The 15,753-nt window shown below is 42.4% G+C and carries 16 protein-coding genes and 1 riboswitch; of the genes, 6 read left to right on the top strand and 10 right to left on the bottom strand.

Going from position 1 to position 15,753, the window contains the following annotated elements; genetic code table 11:
- Positions 1–154: 154 nt before the first annotated feature.
- Both UQ64_RS05110 and UQ64_RS05105 read right to left on the bottom strand, forming a co-directional pair.
- Positions 155–1,060, bottom strand: a complete 906-nt coding sequence (locus UQ64_RS05110) for a hypothetical protein (protein WP_060622422.1) — start codon at positions 1,058–1,060, stop codon at positions 155–157.
- A gap of 205 nt (positions 1,061–1,265) precedes the next feature.
- The gene (locus UQ64_RS05105) at positions 1,266–2,087 is read right to left on the bottom strand and encodes an AraC family transcriptional regulator (protein ID WP_060622487.1); all 822 of its coding nucleotides are present in this window, start codon (positions 2,085–2,087) and stop codon (positions 1,266–1,268) included.
- A 116-nt stretch (positions 2,088–2,203) separates the two neighbouring features.
- Between UQ64_RS05105 and lacZ the strand changes: the two genes are divergently transcribed.
- Positions 2,204–5,317 (top strand): beta-galactosidase, LacZ type, encoded by a 3,114-nt coding sequence (gene lacZ, locus UQ64_RS05100; RefSeq protein ID WP_060622421.1) that lies wholly within the window; start codon positions 2,204–2,206, stop codon positions 5,315–5,317.
- A 163-nt stretch (positions 5,318–5,480) separates the two neighbouring features.
- Here lacZ and UQ64_RS30675 read toward each other — a convergent pair whose 3' ends face one another.
- The 4 genes from UQ64_RS30675 to UQ64_RS31985 are packed head-to-tail and all read right to left on the bottom strand — an operon-like array spanning position 5,481 to position 6,534.
- Complete coding sequence (locus UQ64_RS30675; RefSeq protein WP_209445716.1) at positions 5,481–5,696, bottom strand: mannitol dehydrogenase family protein; 216 nt, start codon at positions 5,694–5,696, stop codon at positions 5,481–5,483.
- Positions 5,677–5,949 carry a mannitol dehydrogenase family protein gene (locus UQ64_RS05095; protein ID WP_342447574.1) on the bottom strand — a complete coding sequence of 91 codons (273 nt, stop codon included), beginning with the start codon at positions 5,947–5,949 and terminating at the stop codon, positions 5,677–5,679. Before UQ64_RS05095 ends, UQ64_RS30675 begins: the two co-directional genes overlap by 20 nt.
- Positions 5,950–5,965: 16 nt before the next feature.
- Positions 5,966–6,319 carry an HAD-IA family hydrolase gene (locus UQ64_RS31990; RefSeq protein WP_245237864.1) on the bottom strand — a complete coding sequence of 118 codons (354 nt, stop codon included), beginning with the start codon at positions 6,317–6,319 and terminating at the stop codon, positions 5,966–5,968.
- Positions 6,320–6,321: 2 nt separating this feature from the next.
- On the bottom strand, positions 6,322–6,534 hold the full coding sequence (locus UQ64_RS31985) for a hypothetical protein (protein ID WP_245237858.1): 213 nt from the start codon (positions 6,532–6,534) through the stop codon (positions 6,322–6,324).
- Positions 6,535–6,737: 203 nt separating this feature from the next.
- On the opposite strand from UQ64_RS31985, the gene UQ64_RS05085 reads away from it, so the two are divergent.
- The 3 genes from UQ64_RS05085 to UQ64_RS05075 all read left to right on the top strand — a co-directional run bounded on the left by UQ64_RS05085 (position 6,738) and on the right by UQ64_RS05075 (position 11,061).
- Positions 6,738–7,763, top strand: coding sequence for an ABC transporter substrate-binding protein (locus tag UQ64_RS05085; protein ID WP_060622419.1), 1,026 nt, complete (start codon positions 6,738–6,740; stop codon positions 7,761–7,763).
- Between the two features lie 139 nt (positions 7,764–7,902).
- Positions 7,903–9,564 carry an AraC family transcriptional regulator gene (locus UQ64_RS05080; RefSeq protein ID WP_060622418.1) on the top strand — a complete coding sequence of 554 codons (1,662 nt, stop codon included), beginning with the start codon at positions 7,903–7,905 and terminating at the stop codon, positions 9,562–9,564.
- Positions 9,565–9,613: 49 nt separating this feature from the next.
- Positions 9,614–9,755: riboswitch (cyclic di-AMP (ydaO/yuaA leader) on the top strand.
- A gap of 136 nt (positions 9,756–9,891) precedes the next feature.
- Positions 9,892–11,061, top strand: a complete 1,170-nt coding sequence (locus UQ64_RS05075) for a KamA family radical SAM protein (protein WP_060622417.1) — start codon at positions 9,892–9,894, stop codon at positions 11,059–11,061.
- 1 nt (position 11,062) lies between these two features.
- Here UQ64_RS05075 and UQ64_RS05070 read toward each other — a convergent pair whose 3' ends face one another.
- From UQ64_RS05070 to UQ64_RS05055, 4 genes are read right to left on the bottom strand one after another with little or no spacing between them, the layout of a single operon-like run.
- Positions 11,063–11,788, bottom strand: a complete 726-nt coding sequence (locus tag UQ64_RS05070) for a hypothetical protein (protein WP_060622416.1) — start codon at positions 11,786–11,788, stop codon at positions 11,063–11,065.
- The gene (locus tag UQ64_RS05065) at positions 11,785–12,498 is read right to left on the bottom strand and encodes a fluoroquinolone export ABC transporter permease subunit (protein WP_060622415.1); all 714 of its coding nucleotides are present in this window, start codon (positions 12,496–12,498) and stop codon (positions 11,785–11,787) included. The genes UQ64_RS05070 and UQ64_RS05065 overlap by 4 nt, the downstream gene beginning before the upstream one ends.
- Positions 12,495–13,349, bottom strand: a complete 855-nt coding sequence (locus UQ64_RS05060) for an ABC transporter ATP-binding protein (RefSeq protein WP_060622414.1) — start codon at positions 13,347–13,349, stop codon at positions 12,495–12,497. Before UQ64_RS05060 ends, UQ64_RS05065 begins: the two co-directional genes overlap by 4 nt.
- A 1-nt stretch (position 13,350) precedes the next feature.
- Positions 13,351–13,977 (bottom strand): TetR/AcrR family transcriptional regulator, encoded by a 627-nt coding sequence (locus UQ64_RS05055; protein WP_060622413.1) that lies wholly within the window; start codon positions 13,975–13,977, stop codon positions 13,351–13,353.
- Between the two features lie 210 nt (positions 13,978–14,187).
- Between UQ64_RS05055 and UQ64_RS05050 the strand changes: the two genes are divergently transcribed.
- Positions 14,188–15,099, top strand: coding sequence for a helix-turn-helix transcriptional regulator (locus UQ64_RS05050; RefSeq protein WP_060622412.1), 912 nt, complete (start codon positions 14,188–14,190; stop codon positions 15,097–15,099).
- Positions 15,100–15,181: 82 nt separating this feature from the next.
- On the top strand, positions 15,182–15,697 hold the full coding sequence (locus tag UQ64_RS05045) for a DinB family protein (protein WP_060622411.1): 516 nt from the start codon (positions 15,182–15,184) through the stop codon (positions 15,695–15,697).
- The last annotated feature ends 56 nt before the right edge of the window (positions 15,698–15,753 follow it).

Below are 15,753 nucleotides of genomic sequence, written 5' to 3'. Positions count from 1 at the left end.
GATGGGCCTTCTCGCGAAAGCATCCTGGAATGTGATCCGTCTATGGATGAACGGCTAGACAACCGCACAGTAACGCCCCATTGAATCTATGAAGGCCGATATCATATGAGAATCCATACAACATCGGCCTTTATAGTCATTAGTTCATACTCATTTATTTGGCAGTCATTTGCCCCACTAAGAACTCAACAAAATCAGTTGATTTGTTCTTATCTTCACCTTCTCCAAACACCCCGATGATCATCTTACGTGAATGAATCGGGAGATCTGTAGCAAACTTCGTATCTGTAATATCTACGCCAGTGATCCATTCTTCACCGTTCTCCGTATTTTTTATACGTTTCAAACGATTATCATCTAAAGGAAGTCCTGCTGATTTAATAAACGGCTCCAAGTTCTTAAGTCCCTGCTGCTGTCCGATCCAATCAAAAGTAGCATCATCTAAAATAAGGATATTAGGCCGTTCCGCCGCCAGCATCGCCATTGCGCGTTGAATATAAGTCATGTCTAAAGTTCCTCCACCCGTTCCACCTGTTGAGGGAAGGTACACGACATCCGTCTTTACCCGCTTCCAAGCCGGATAGCGATTGACAATCTCTTGTTTAAGTTCTTCATCCTTACCTGATGAATCTTGAGATTCATAATTGCCTAAGAACATGATATGTACATCCACTGGCGGGAGTGAAGCTTCATATTTTTTGGCTTGATATTGATTATAGAGTGCATTACCTCCAAAGATTAGCACCAACAGCACGATGATAGATACAAAAGTATGGACTTTGTATAACCTAAAAAAGTTCTCCGATTTACGCGCTATACCGGAAAATGCCCCCCATTTCTCTAGCCGCTTGTCCTCCGCCTCCTGAATTTCCTGCTGATCCAAGCCGTCTAGGATCGTTTTGAAAGCCAGAAATTCTTCTTCATAGGCTGCAGCCTCAGTTTCTGAGGAATTTGATTTACGGCGTTTCAAGTGCAAATCAAACTTTTTATTCAGTTCCTCCCGGGTAATGTCTACAGGCAAGTCCAAACGTTCGTAGGCCTCTTTTAACTTCTCATTCAAATTGATGACTCCTTCCTGATGCTTAACTAGATATCTGATCGTGGATTTGGTTCTATGTATTGAATTAAATAGTACATACTAATGATGCAAAAAAATGAGCGGATACGTTAAAAATACAACCTATGAACTCAATTAAACTATATCATGGAGTACTAGACGCTAACAAGTAAGCGTTTATCATAGGGCTTAGAGGTACTCTATCTTTCTAGTCCAAACCATGCAGCTGTTTAAATTGCTCAGGACTCATCCCGGTCAACCGCTTAAACACTAGACAAAAGTAGCTGGCATTTTCGAATCCGACTAACTGAGCAATTTCATACATTTTTTTATCTCGTTCATTAAACATTAGTTGTTTACTCAAATTGATACGTTGCTTGTTGATATAGGTTACAGGTCGATCATGAATTGTTTTTTGAAAAAGCCTGCATAAATACTGTGGCGACACTGCGATCACCTCCGCAAGCTCCTTTAATGGGAGCGCCCTATGTAAATTGCTTTCAATATGATGTAACACTGGTTTAATTCGCTCCAATTCAAGAGCCTCATTCAGAGGAGAGACTAGGTTGCTTTTTAAATCTAACAGCAGCGCATAAAGTTGTTTGGATCGTTCCAGATTCGTTTCCAGTTCATTGCTATCTGACAAGTTGAGCATTTCCTTTAAAGGATTTAACCACTTATCCTCCTTCAATCTTGCAGGTCCTGATTCGCGGATTCCTGCGTACAACAACATTTGACCAGCCTCTCTTCCATTAAAAGAAATCCATGACAGCTTCCAATTATTGCTGATTGGCGCATACGAATGCGTAATATTCGGAAACAAAAAGAAGACATCCCCTGAGCCAACAATATATCGTTTCTCATGGATGACAAGTTCGCCTTTACCTTCGTGAATCTGATGCATTTGATAATCCGGAAATCCGGTAGGACGTATGGTTTCTGCTTGATGCTCCCAAAATCCAATGGTGGTAGCATACAGCGGCAGTATGTTCGTATCTTCCGTTTGGCAAAAAAATATTTTGCTCTCCATCTGATCACTCGTTTCATATTTTGTTATATTGGATGAAAAATCTTTTATATCTCTTAACATTACTCCAATTTATAATATGAATATAATAACATCACTATTATAAAGGAGATTTACTCATGCGAGCAAAATTTGTTTACCAGCCTCCTGCAAACGGTTATCCAGAATGGAATAACAATCCGGAAATATTCGAACTCAATCGATTGGATGCACATGCTTCCATGATCCCTTATAGCAATCTAACGCAAGCTCTCGTGGGAGATAAAGAAGCCTCGCCATACTACAAAACGCTTAATGGTATTTGGAAGTTCTCCTTTTCCGAAACACCTGATCTACGGGTCGTAGATTTCTATAAAGCTGATTTCGATTGCAGCACTTGGGCTACGATTCCTGTACCTTCTCACTGGCAATTCCATGGCTATGATTATCCGCAATATACTAATGTACGATATCCTTGGGCGGAATCCGAACCTGATCTCAAACCACCTTTTGCTCCAACAAAATATAATCCAGTAGGCTCGTACATCCGAACCTTTACTGTACCTGAGTCTTGGAACGGACAGCCTGTATACCTTAGCTTTCAGGGGGTTGAATCCGCTTTCTATGTATGGGTAAACGGAGAACGAGTCGGTTACTGTGAAGATACCTTTACACCTTCAGAGTTCGATATTACCCCTTATTTAGTTGCTGGTGACAATAAGCTAGCTGTCGAGGTCTATCGTTGGTGTGATGCCAGTTGGCTGGAGGATCAAGATTTTTGGCGTCTAAGCGGTATTTTTCGGGAGGTCTATCTGTACACTGCTCCTTCCGTTCATGTTGCTGACTTTTTCGTTCAAACCGAGCTAGATGAAGATTTCGTACATGCCGATTTAAACGTAGACATCAAAGTGGAAAATTATTTTAATCAAAAACTAAACCCTTATTCACTCCAAGTGCAGCTATACAATAAAGAGGATCAGCCTATATGGGAGGCACCAATATCTACAGTTACTTCTTTTGATCAAGAGGGTGTTTCGCATTTCAAGCTTTCTGAGCATGTAGAAGAACCTTATAAATGGAGTGCTGAGACACCGTATCTTTATACATTGGTTCTCTCCATTATTGACGATAAAGGGAACACTACTGAAACCATCAGCTGTAAGGTCGGATTTCGCACCTTTGAGATCAAAGATGGACTTATGAAGATCAACGGCAAAAGAATCGTACTTAAAGGCGTTAACCGGCACGAGTTCTCTTGTGACACAGGACGTGCGCTGTCCAAAGCCGACATGATCAGAGATATCAAACTGATGAAAACACATAATATCAATGCCGTTCGGACCTCACACTACCCGAATCAGTCAGTTTGGTACGAGCTTTGCGGTGAATACGGCCTTTACGTAATCGATGAGACCAATCTGGAAACACACGGCACATGGCAGTATGGGCAACAAGGAATACATGAGGGAAATATACCTGCTAGCAAACCGGAATGGCGGGCCAATGTGATTGACCGTTGCAATTCTATGATGCAAAGAGACAAGAACCATCCTTCGGTTATCATCTGGTCACTGGGGAATGAGTCCTACGGTGGTGATAATTTCATCGCCATGCATGACTATCTCAGAGCAGCTGACCCAACACGACCTGTTCATTATGAAGGGATCTTCCATTGCAGAGAGTCGGAAGCAGCTAGTGATATAGAGTCGACTATGTATGCTAAACCGCATGAGGTTGAAAAATATGCGCTGAGCCATCCACAGAAGCCTTACATCATCTGCGAATACAGTCATGCTATGGGCAATTCCTGCGGTGGACTACACTTATACACCGACATGTTTGATAAGTACGATATCTTTCAAGGTGCATTTATTTGGGATTGGGTAGATCAGGCCATCCGGACCAAAACATCCGAGGGTACTGAGTATCTAGCATATGGTGGTGACTTCGGTGAGTCTCCTCATGATGGAAACTTTAGCGGTAACGGATTACTTTTTGCCGATCGTTCGGTTACTCCAAAGCTATTTGAGGTCAAAAAATGCTATCAAAATATTAAAGTAACTGCTTTAAATATCCGTGAGGGTCTCTTTCAGATTCGTAATAACTTTTTATTTACCGACATTGAAAAGTACGAACTTAAATGGGAGGTTACTTTAGACGGAGTAATCGTACAAGAAGGTTTGCTGCAAATCTCTGCTGCACCAGGAGAAGTCGTTGAATGTACTATACCTTATGAACTGATTTCACATAGAGGCGATCAGGAAGCTATTCTGAATCTCTCCTTTATTCAGCGTTCTGCAACTTCTTGGGCTGAAGCTAACCACGAAATCGCTTGGGAACAATTCATTCTGTCCCCGCGTATCGTGACAACGGCTCCAAAGTCAACGGATGGAACGTTGCATGTGCAGGAACATAAAGGTACATTGACCGTACAGGGTGGGAATTTCACTCTGACCTTTAATTCGACGACTGGTGAGCTATGCTCATACTACGCTTACGGTAAAGAACATCTACTTGAGCCCGTAAGACCGAACTTCTGGAGAGCAGTCACGGATAATGATCTTGGCAATGGATTGCCAAAGCGTTGTGCAGTGTGGAAGCAGGCTTCTAATGAGCGGAATCTGTTGAGCATGGTATATAGAACCGAAGGAAATCTCTGTTTCGTTTCCACCACTTACCTACTGCCAACGAATCCGTATTCCTCTCTTCTGGTTCAGTATGAGATTCGCCCTGACGGGTCTTTTGAGATCCTGCAAGAACTGAATCCGGGTAGTAGCGATCTGCCAGAAATTCCTGAGTTCGGAATGATGTTCGTGCTTGCTGGAAGACTCGATACCCTTTCATGGTACGGTCGCGGACCCCATGAGAATTATTGGGACAGACAGACCGGAGCACCACTTGGCCGCTATACGGGCAAAGTCAGTGACCAGTTCATCCCTTATCTAAGACCGCAAGAGTGCGGCAATAAGACAGATGTCAGATTTGCATCGATTACGGACGGCAACAATGGATCAGGGCTCTATTTTGATAGTGCAATCCCTATGGAGATTAATGCCCTGCCTTGGAAGCCTGACGAGCTGGAAGCAAGTGATCATGTGTATAAATTGCCAGTCTCGAACAAGAGCGTACTGAGAGTCAACTACAAGCAAATGGGTGTTGGCGGTGACGACAGTTGGGGTGCACGGACACATGAAGAGTTCACTCTGTTAGCTAATCGTCCCTATTCCTTCCGTTTTACCATTTCTCCACTCTAGTTTCATGTACTAAAACAAGGCCGTCTCTGGTTGGTTTCTACCAAACAGAACGGCCTTTTTTTATCTATTTCAGTACTACTGCCTTGCCTGAATTCCGAAGGGCTCACTTATTAAAAGTATGGTGTTTTGCAGTTTATTGTTTTGCCAGACAAATGGGGATATTTCATACACATGGTTCGGATATCCGCCTGAGCTGTATAGCTTCTGGATCTTTTTCATAATCAAAATAAAGTGCTGAAGCTATAGCTGAGACAAGATGTGAAGTCTCAAAGCCAAGCTCATAGGCGAGCATTGTCGGTTTTATGAGACGATCATTAGGTGAAAGCTTGCGAAGAGGGGATCGGGCGACACGTGTGATTTTATCTGCTTCCAATCCCATTCTCACAGGCGATGATATGAAGAGGGTTGAGATCCTTATTATTTATAAGCCTTCGTTCAATTTCCTGTGCGATGGTCTCTGCAATATCGTTTAAAGCAGATATCCCAACTGCGGTGGTCACAATTTCAGCCTCTGCTATAGCTTTAGTAACGTCTTCAGTATCATTCAGATTGATTGAAGTAACATTATCAACGATAAAGCTATCCCGATTCTTGTTAGCCAAGGTGACGGGATATTGTCCTCGTTTTTGCAGTTGGGCAATTTTGCTCTTATTTCTTCCGACAAAACAAACGTTGAGTAACTACATGATCAAATTCAAGAAGACTTAGATTATCTATTTTGTGGTGCTGCTTATCAAATTCAAGGAAATTAGTAATTTCGTTAGGAGTCACAATACAGCGAGTACCAGCTGCTGCCGCTGCCTTAGATCCATTCGGTGAATCCTCGATAGCAACCGCCTCATCAGCTGTGATTCCAAGACAAGCTAACGTTTGGTTATATAGCTCCGGATCCGGTTTCACTTTTGCCACATGGTCAGCAGTCCGAATACATTCGAAATACTCGCAAATACCCAATGGATTCAGATATTTCTCCACCCATTCCAGTGAAGAACTTGATGCCAGCCCTATGCGCAGTCCAGCTGCTTTGGCGGAATCAAGATAATGCTGAATACTGGTCGTATTGTTTCCAGCTCCATAAGTTTGCTATGTCTCTGTTTAACAGCCTTACTGAACTCCTCTTTATCAATCGTGAGCTTAAGATCAGTCATCAAATACTCATAAGGATTGAAGCTGTTCAAGCTCGTGCCAATGCAGGTGGAGTACTGTTCAAGCGTCAAATCTACTCCATAATCGGCATATGCCTCGTTAAATGCGGTGTACCAAGCAGTGAAACATCACCTTTTTACATGATTGTACAAATCAAATGATAAGGTTATGTTTTGTCCATTGAGTAAAAAGAGGCTTTAATTTATGATATATTTTAAGCGAGAATGATTATCATTATTGGTGGTCGTTACATATAATAGGGAGGCAATAAGATATGAACAAGGTAAGACAGTCCTTCGCTGTGGTATGTGTACTATTTTTGATGAGTACATTGCTACTGGCGTGCGGAAACTCAAAGGAACAATCATCTGCCAATAGTACGGCCAACACAACTGGAAACTCTTCAGCTGCAACCGCGGTTCCTTCAACAGAACCCTCCAATAGCAGTACAGATGAAGTAGCATCGACTACCCGCTCCTATACAGATTACATAGGACATACTGTAGAGATTCCTGTGAATCCGCAGCGAATAATCTACTCTGGAGAAACATATGGGGATCTGCTCGCACTCGGTGTGCAGGCTGTAGGTTATCCTCTTTCTATGGGTGAAGGCCAGGTTTTTGAAGATAAGTTACAAGGCGTGGAGGATGTAGGCTTCCCTATCAATCTGGAAAAAACATTGGAGCTTCAGCCTGACTTGATCATCTATGCGGGCACAGATGAAGCTGATTTCGAGCAGCTCTCCAAAATTGCACCAACCATCATATTTGATACCTTTGCTCCACTACAGGAACGTATGTTGGACATTGGTGGAATTCTTGGTAAAACGACTGAAGCAAAAGCCTGGTTGGCTCAGTATAAAACCGCTGAAGAGTCCATGTGGAAGCAATTGAAATCTGTAGGCATGAAAGAGGGCGAAACGGCCGCAGTCTTCACTTATTATCCTGGAGACAGACTGTTTATAATGGCGGCAACCGGACTTTCACAAGTACTCTATGGGGAGAATGGCTTCAAGGCAACTCCAGCTATTCAGAAGCTACTCGATGAAGGTACAGGCTTCCAAGAAGTATCTATGGAGGTTCTGAAAGAATATGCCGGAGACCGGATATTCGTCTTGACTCCAGTTGCCGAGGAAGCAAAGCAATCCACAGATAATTTATTAAAGAGCCCTATCTGGAAGAGTCTTCCTGCCGTTAAGAACGGATATGTCTATACACAAGACATCATGAAGACCTCCAGTGATGCAACAACAAGAGAATGGCTGCTCGGCGAAATTCCTCAGCTAATGAATATGAAATAACCTTCCATGTAAGAGGGTTTAGCACAAGGCTGATAAAAAACTACAAGAAGCATATCAACAGCTGTTGATATGCTTCTTTTTTTTATATACAATGAATTAATTGATAATCATTCTCACCAAACGAACGGAGGCTGAACCCATGCCGCAAACATCATCGTCCTGTCCGCCGCTCCGCTCACTGCTTTTTCAGCTGAAGGATGCCGAACTGATGATTCAAGCTGCCGATTCAAGCTCTATATCCTGTACAACACATGACTATACCCTTCTCGTATTTACTGGAGGGAACGGACAATTGAACTTGGATGATCAATGTGTGACGCTGAGTACGGATAAATGTTATCTACTATCTCCCGGAATCACCTATAGTACCAACATTCAAGAGATGACGCTGTATTATTACCACATCACCTTTTCAGTAATTTATACAACAGAGCATCCTAAACGGTATACTGGAGAACTGCTTTCAGGCAGGCGGGAATTAATTGTCCACCCCTTCACCAAGGTTATCCGTCTTGTAGAAGATCTACTCATGAACAAGAATAACAACGATAATGTCCAGCAATTTAAACGACAATTGAAATTCCAGGAATTGATGTTGCTATTTTTCGAGCATAATTACCCTTCCAAGCATTTGCCAAGTCCTACGGAATCCGTAGAAAAGACGATACAATTTATAGAAAATCGTTATATGGAGAGTATCACAGTGAAGCAGTTGGCTGAAATGGCGGCGATATCGATCTGGCAGTATACACCGATCTTTCAACAGCTTACCGGCAAAAAGCCCCTCGAATACTTAACCGATCTGCGCATTAACCATTCTAAGCGCTTCCTGCTAGAATCGACGGAACCGCTACGGGAAATCGCCAGACTAGTCGGCTTCTCCGATGAGTATTATTTCAGCCGCCGCTTTCGGCAAAAAACCGGAGTTACACCTGGACAATATGCACATCAGCAAGGACGTAAGCTTGCCGTCAAAGATTGGACGGGCCATGAGGTAGATATTCCAGAGCGAGCGAAACGTATTGTCTATCATGGAGAAACACTTGGCGACCTTCTGGCGTTAGGCGTAAAGCCTATCGGAGGAGATGAAGCATTCGCGCGGAACAGCGTTTATAAACATCGGCTTAAGAAACTCGCCAACGTTGGTTTTCCACTGGACCCCCAGTTGACCACTTCACTGAATCCAGATTTGATCATTTTGGCCAATAGTGATGAAAGAGCCTATAGAACCGTTTCCGGTATCGCACCGACACTCACCTTTAATTCGTTTGCACCACTCGACAGCCGAATGCGGACACTAGGCGGTTGGCTGGGTAAACAGCGCGAAGCCGAAGCGTGGCTGGAGTCCTTCACAATCAAAAACGCTGCCATGTGGCAGCAGCTTTACGGGGCTAGTCTCCGAGAGACCGCCTCTGCTTTGGTCTATGACCATGGAAATCATCTGTATGCTATGGGAATGTCCGGATTCTCCACTGCACTATATGCTCCAGGTGGTCTACAACCAACCGAGGAGATCAAAGCCATACTGGATGAAGGATTAGGGTTCGCCGAGGTTGATCCTGCTCGGCTGCCTGCCTATGCCGGAGATCATATCTTCATGCTCATACCGGAACGTCAAGACTCGCGAGCAGCTATGGAGCAACTTCTAGACAGCTCACTTTGGAGAAATCTGCCGGCAGTACGTCTTGATCATGTATATCTGCTCGACGGAAGCAAATGGAACTCTAGTGATGCGTTAACTCGAGAGAAGCTACTTACATTGCTACCAAAACTGCTCGGGGGAAATTCCACTAGCATTTGAAACTGAACCCTAGGATTCTCCTTTGACTTTTCAAAACTTTTTAGGGTATACTTTATTCACGCTTAATTTCCAACTTTTAGTTGAAAAGCGGGGGAACCAGTTAATTGGGGCGAATCATTGAGTATTTGAATGTAGGGTACCATCTTACCCGAGTCCGTCAGCTAACCTCGTCAGCAGTGGATGGGTCTGCTTTTCATGTTATTTACATAACCAGAGACCCTTGCTAAGGGTCTCTTTTTGTGTTTTTTGGACCCTGCTGGCCGTAGATTGGTCTTTGACACTGAGGTTCCCTCTTTTCTCACACACTGGGACAAAGGAGAGATGTAAGTGCAAAAGGTAAAATACTTCACGGATATTAACAAAATTGCTATGTTGTCTGAGCTGGAAAAAGAGAATCTTAAAGAGATTACCGACAAATTTGTTTTTCGAGTGAATGACTATTACCTGTCTTTGATCAACTGGAACGATCCAAATGATCCCATTCGTAAGCTGGTTATCCCTAACGAAGGTGAACTGCTGGAATATGGACGCTGGGATGCATCGGATGAAGACACGAACTATGTTGTACCAGGATGTCAGCACAAGTATAGAACAACAGCTCTCCTCATTGTTTCAGAAGTATGCGGGGCTTATTGCCGCTACTGTTTCCGTAAGCGTCTATTTCGAAATGACGTGAAAGAAGCGATGTCTGATGTCTCTCCAGGCTTGGAGTATATCGCAAACAATCCTGAGATTAACAACGTACTTCTTACGGGTGGTGACAGTTTAATTCTCTCCACACCTAAACTAAGATCCATTATTGAGAATCTAAGAAATATTGAGCATGTCAAGATAATAAGATTAGGTTCCAAGATACCCGTGTTTAATCCGATGCGGATCTCTGAAGACGAAGAGTTGCTGGAGCTGATTCGTACTTACTCTACCGAAGACAAACGAATCTATGTTATGGCGCATATCAATCATCCTCGTGAAATCACACCTGAAGCAAAAAAAGCATTTCGAGCCCTCCACAACGCTGGGGCAATTGTCGTAAATCAGACCCCTGTCCTTAAAGGCATCAACGATGATCCCGTGATATTGGGAGAATTACTAGACAGACTCTCATGGGCTGGCGTTACACCTTACTACTTCTTCGTGAATCGTCCAGTTGCCGGAAACCGAGATTTTGTATTACCGCTTGAGCAAGTCTATCAAATTGTAGAAGAAGCCAAAGCCAGAACCTCAGGACTCGGCAAAAGAGTACGCTTATCCATGTCCCACACCTCCGGAAAGATAGAAATTCTCGCGATTGATAAAGGAAAAGCTTATCTCAAATACCATCAATCCAGAGATCAAGAATATGGGAAGTTTATGATTCTAGATTGTCCAAAGGATGCAGAATGGTTCGATGACCTGCCTGGGAATGAGGAATATTGGACCCCTCCTGTGAAAAAGAATGATGCTATTATTTCTGTTAATGAATTATCAGGCGAGCCTGCGGATCTGATCTGTAAATAAATTAATCGGCTCTTTTAATAAAAATTCTGACCATGATGCTCAGAAGACTCAAATGAAATATAAGTCCCACCATAAAGTATGCTAGCACACTAAAACCACTAGCCGTTTCTATAACAAAAAATAACTTAGCAGGCCAATACGTAGGAATCCACGCACCGATAAATTGCCATGGTGATGGAACAAAATAAGCTACGATTGGCCCTGCTATAAACAAACCACCTATCTTTGATAAGGCTAATCCTTCTACCTTATTAGCAGCGAATGAAGCGAGGAATAGAGCAAAACAAGGCGCTTCAAATGCCAATAACAATAGGATGTATATATGCTCAAATTGGAAGCTAGATAAGCCGGAAACTATAAAATATAGCGTTGATAGAAGTGTACAGAGTACAGATGGAAGAACTAGACGATACACCATGTACCCTCTGCGCATTAATGGTGTTACCGCGTAATAAGAGATGACATTCTCATCTCTTTCGTCAAGCATTAAAAGACCTGTCATCATACCGGTTAGCATGGGAAAGGTCATGACCAAGAAAATCGCAGCAAAGCTACTATATTCATATAAATCGAAGGCATAACCGTTTGAAAGCCAATCTGCTATCATTGGAAATCCAAATCTTGAAACTACTAAAAGTGCTAAAGGAGCAAAGATGCCGACCATAAGCACTGGGTCCAAACCAGTATGCCGGATATCGCTTATAAAAAGCATATGATATTTCTTCATTTCCCTCCCCCTCCCTTACCTATACGCTTCATTACATGTTGTTCGAAGGACATTTTTGCCCATGCGAATATCACAACATTCCAAAACAGTAATATCATTATGGAATACATGAAATTGCCAAGTGACATAGATAAGGTTCCTGAAGTCAATAATCGGAGTGTTCCTTCCGTAGGAAGTAATAGAAAAACCTTGGAGTTCCACACCTTAAAATAACCAAGCAACGGAAGTATAAAGGGCAACGCAAAGACTTGCGAGAGTAGAATAAAACCATTAATCGTCTGGCAACGAGCCACAACTCCAATCGACAATACCGTCATAAAGCTTGACGTTAGAATGATTCCAGCAGAAAAGCCAATTGGTGATTGCGGAATTCCGCTAGCAACTACATGAATAACCCAGGCGGCTAACAGAGACAGTACAGATAATGAGCTTGCTTTTGAAAGCAAATATTCCCTAACACGAAACGGAGTAACGAATAAAGGATCATGAATACCTTGATCTCTTTCCAGTAGTACAATGCCCCCTGCAAGAATAAGCCCCAGAGCACTCGGATCGCTAAAGGTCAATAATAACATCGTTTGATCTCGATAATGATCAGGAATAAGATGCAGCAATACCAAATAAAACGCACAGATAATGATGTAAATCCAGTAAAACCCATGCCGCCATTGAAACCGTATGTCAAAGGCGAACGCAGTTCTGAATCTCATGTTAACTGCCTCCCAGTTACGTCAATAAATATTTGTTCCAAAGATGCCTCGAGCGAATGAATGGTTTCTATTGGATGCTCACGAATAAGCTTTAAGAAATATTTGTTCTCCCCTATATCATCAAGTGAGAATTCCTCATTTCTAACTTCATTTTGATAACGGTATTCTAGTCGCACACGTTTTTTTCCATTTAGAAGCTTAAGCTCACGAGGAGAATCAATCAACTTAATCTGACCGTCTACAATAAAAGCGACCCTATCACAGAGCTCCTCAGCGGCTTGCATATTGTGTGTTGTTATGATTACTGTTGTCCCGTTTGCCTTCTTTTCTAGAATTAAATCCTTCAGTCTTTTGGCATTGACGGGGTCGAGCCCGGAAGTGGGTTCATCCAGGAATAAAATTTGTGGGTTATTTAAGAGTGCTCGGCAGAAATTCAGCCTCATCTTCATCCCCTTCGATAGTTGAGAGACCTTCAAATTTGCAGCTTCAGTTAGATTTACTTGCTCCAGGAGAACCCTCGGTTCCGCTGTACTCCCTGTATATAGAGAACGGAATAGCTGCAAATTTTCCAGCGCTGTAAACTTCGAATAGAAATTTGGAAACTCAAAAGCTACCCCTATTCGTTCAAAATACTCTGATCCGGTATTTCTTATTTCTTTGCCCATTACTTTAACGCTGCCGAGATAATTTTTTAAGACGCCAATTAGTATTTTTTGAGTTGTGCTTTTACCCGCTCCAGAAGGACCGAGAAAACCAAACACTTCTCCTTGAGGTATGGAAAAGCTCAGCCCACTGAGAGTCTGCTCTTTTATTTTTGGATAGGTAAAATGAAGCTCCTCCACTTCGATCATTTCATTCACCCCCAGTCTTATTATCTTTCATAGAAGTCATCCCCTCAGCCAAAACCTCAATCAAAAGCTCTATGGTTGCCTGATATCGTTCATCACCGATCTCTTCCTTATGCAAAGTCAGAAGGACTATAGAGCGAATCATGCTCACGATTAATCCCGGGTCAACCCCAACCATGATTCCTTCGGCTTGCCATGATTTAATAAAAGGAATAAAAAAGTCTTTATCCTCTGTAAAATTTTGTTCCAACAACTCATTAGGTAACTTTCTTAATAACTGCTCCATTTCGCTTCTTACGAACATTTGGCGTACGATTGGACTTTCTTCCATCATGTGGAAAGATTTCAGTAAAAATAATCTAATCTCTCCCTTGCTTACAGGTACGCCAACGCTAAATGAATCGAACATTGTACTACGAATTCGTTGCTCCTCTTCAAGCAGAATGTGATAGAACAATTCCTCTTTCGATCCAAAGAACATGTAGAACGAACCTTGCGCAATCCCGGCTGCTTTTGTTAATTCTTCAACACTAGTTTTTTTAATGCCATGTAATTCAAAACAGCGGCGCCCTTCTGATAATAATTTATGTTGTATCCACTCTTTTTCTTGTTCCGTGAATTTCTTAGGCATATAAGTCAACTCGCTTTATTGTGGTTTTATGAATAATTTTATTTTATATTCACAAGTTAACCCTATGATCCATATTCTGTCAATACATTTCTCTGTAAGCTTCAATTATTGTGTTCCTGTGCAACACAATAACTTCCCCAAATTAGTCATATAAGTCTATGCTATAATCATGCAGTAACACGAAATGGACTAATGGGTGGGAATACACACATGAAATTGGAACGATTGATCTCTATGATCTACAAGCTGTTGAACCACGAAGTTTTATCTGCCTCCAAGCTGGCTGAAGAGTTTCAGGTTTCCCAGCGAACGATCTATAGGGATATCGATGTGATTTGTGCCGCTGGCATCCCGGTCGTATCGTATCAGGGAACTAAAGGTGGATATGGCATAATGGACGGATATAAAATGGATAAAAGCCTGCTCCGTTCGTATGATATCACTTCTCTGATTACTGTACTTAACAGTCTCTCTTCCGTGTTTGAAGATGAGCATACGCAAGGAACCATTGAACGGCTGCAAACGATTGGAACGGAGCCACAGACTTCTAGTCTTGCGGTGGATCTTGAAACCCGGCGTACGGACCCTGATGCACTCCCTCTTTTACGTGCGGCTATAACGGAACGAAATGTCGTCCGTTTTGATTACATCAATGTAAAAAATGAACGCACAACCCGTGAAATGGAACCCGTAAAGCTTCATTTTAAATATAGTAACTGGTACATTTATGGTTATTGCCGGGCACGGCAGGACTATCGAGAGTTCCGACTTTCCCGGATGCTGAATTTGTTCCTGACACAGGATACCTTTCAATTACAACATGAGGTACCAAAAGAGGCTGGCTGTTCAAACAGGGCCGATCAGGTGGAGGAAATAGTGATCCGGGTGGGACCTGAGGCTTTAGCAGAAGCGTTAGATCAGTTTCATCAAGTCGATAAGGAATTTCATTCCGATAAAAGTATGACGATGCGAATTCCTGTGTATAAGCCATTGGAAGCACGTTGGCTTTGGTCAATTCTGCTGGGTTTCGGCAGCGGCGCCGAAGTCCTCGAACCACCTGCATTGCGAGGTATTTTAAAAGAGCAGCTTCAAAACACACTCAAACTTTATGAAGAAGTATGACAGTCTGATGTCATACTTCTTCTTTTATATTAACAACAGTAACAAAAACAAATCCATGACCATTCAAAAGGAGACTATACGAATGACAAATTATCCAGTAGAAATGTTTAAATACCAAACATGGGCCAACCAGACTATCCTGGGGCGAATCAAGGAACTCCCATCCTCTGTGCTAAGTCAAGAAGTGAACAGCTCATTTCCCACCATCGCTCATGCCCTTAGCCATATCTATGCGGTTGATATGATGTGGTATCTTGTTTTAACAGGTACCGCTATGCCTGAGGCTTTTCAACAAAGTATCCCGCTAAATATGAGCATTCTAGATTCTGTGGATGAATATGCTAATATCTTTGCCCAGCTATCGGAACAATACAATGAATGGTTACACAACCAATCCGATTTGGAGCAAACCATTCTGCTTGACAATCCATTCGCCGGAATCCACCTAACACGCCTATCTGAAATCATGTTGCAAGTCGCTAATCACGGGACTTATCATAGAGGCAATATATCTACTATGTTACGTCAGTTAGGCTACGCTTCCACCATGAATGACTATTCCCTTTTTTGGTATCAGGTACCTGCGGAAGCTATTTAATCTCTAATGGGCAATTTGCTCCACTCCATACCTAGAAAGGAAATTGTATTTTAATT

This window comes from Paenibacillus etheri (assembly GCF_001012825.1).
GTDB lineage: Bacteria > Bacillota > Bacilli > Paenibacillales > Paenibacillaceae > Paenibacillus_AQ > Paenibacillus_AQ etheri.
Note: the sequence above shows the minus strand (reverse complement) of the source record. Positions and strands in the feature narration are given on the sequence as shown.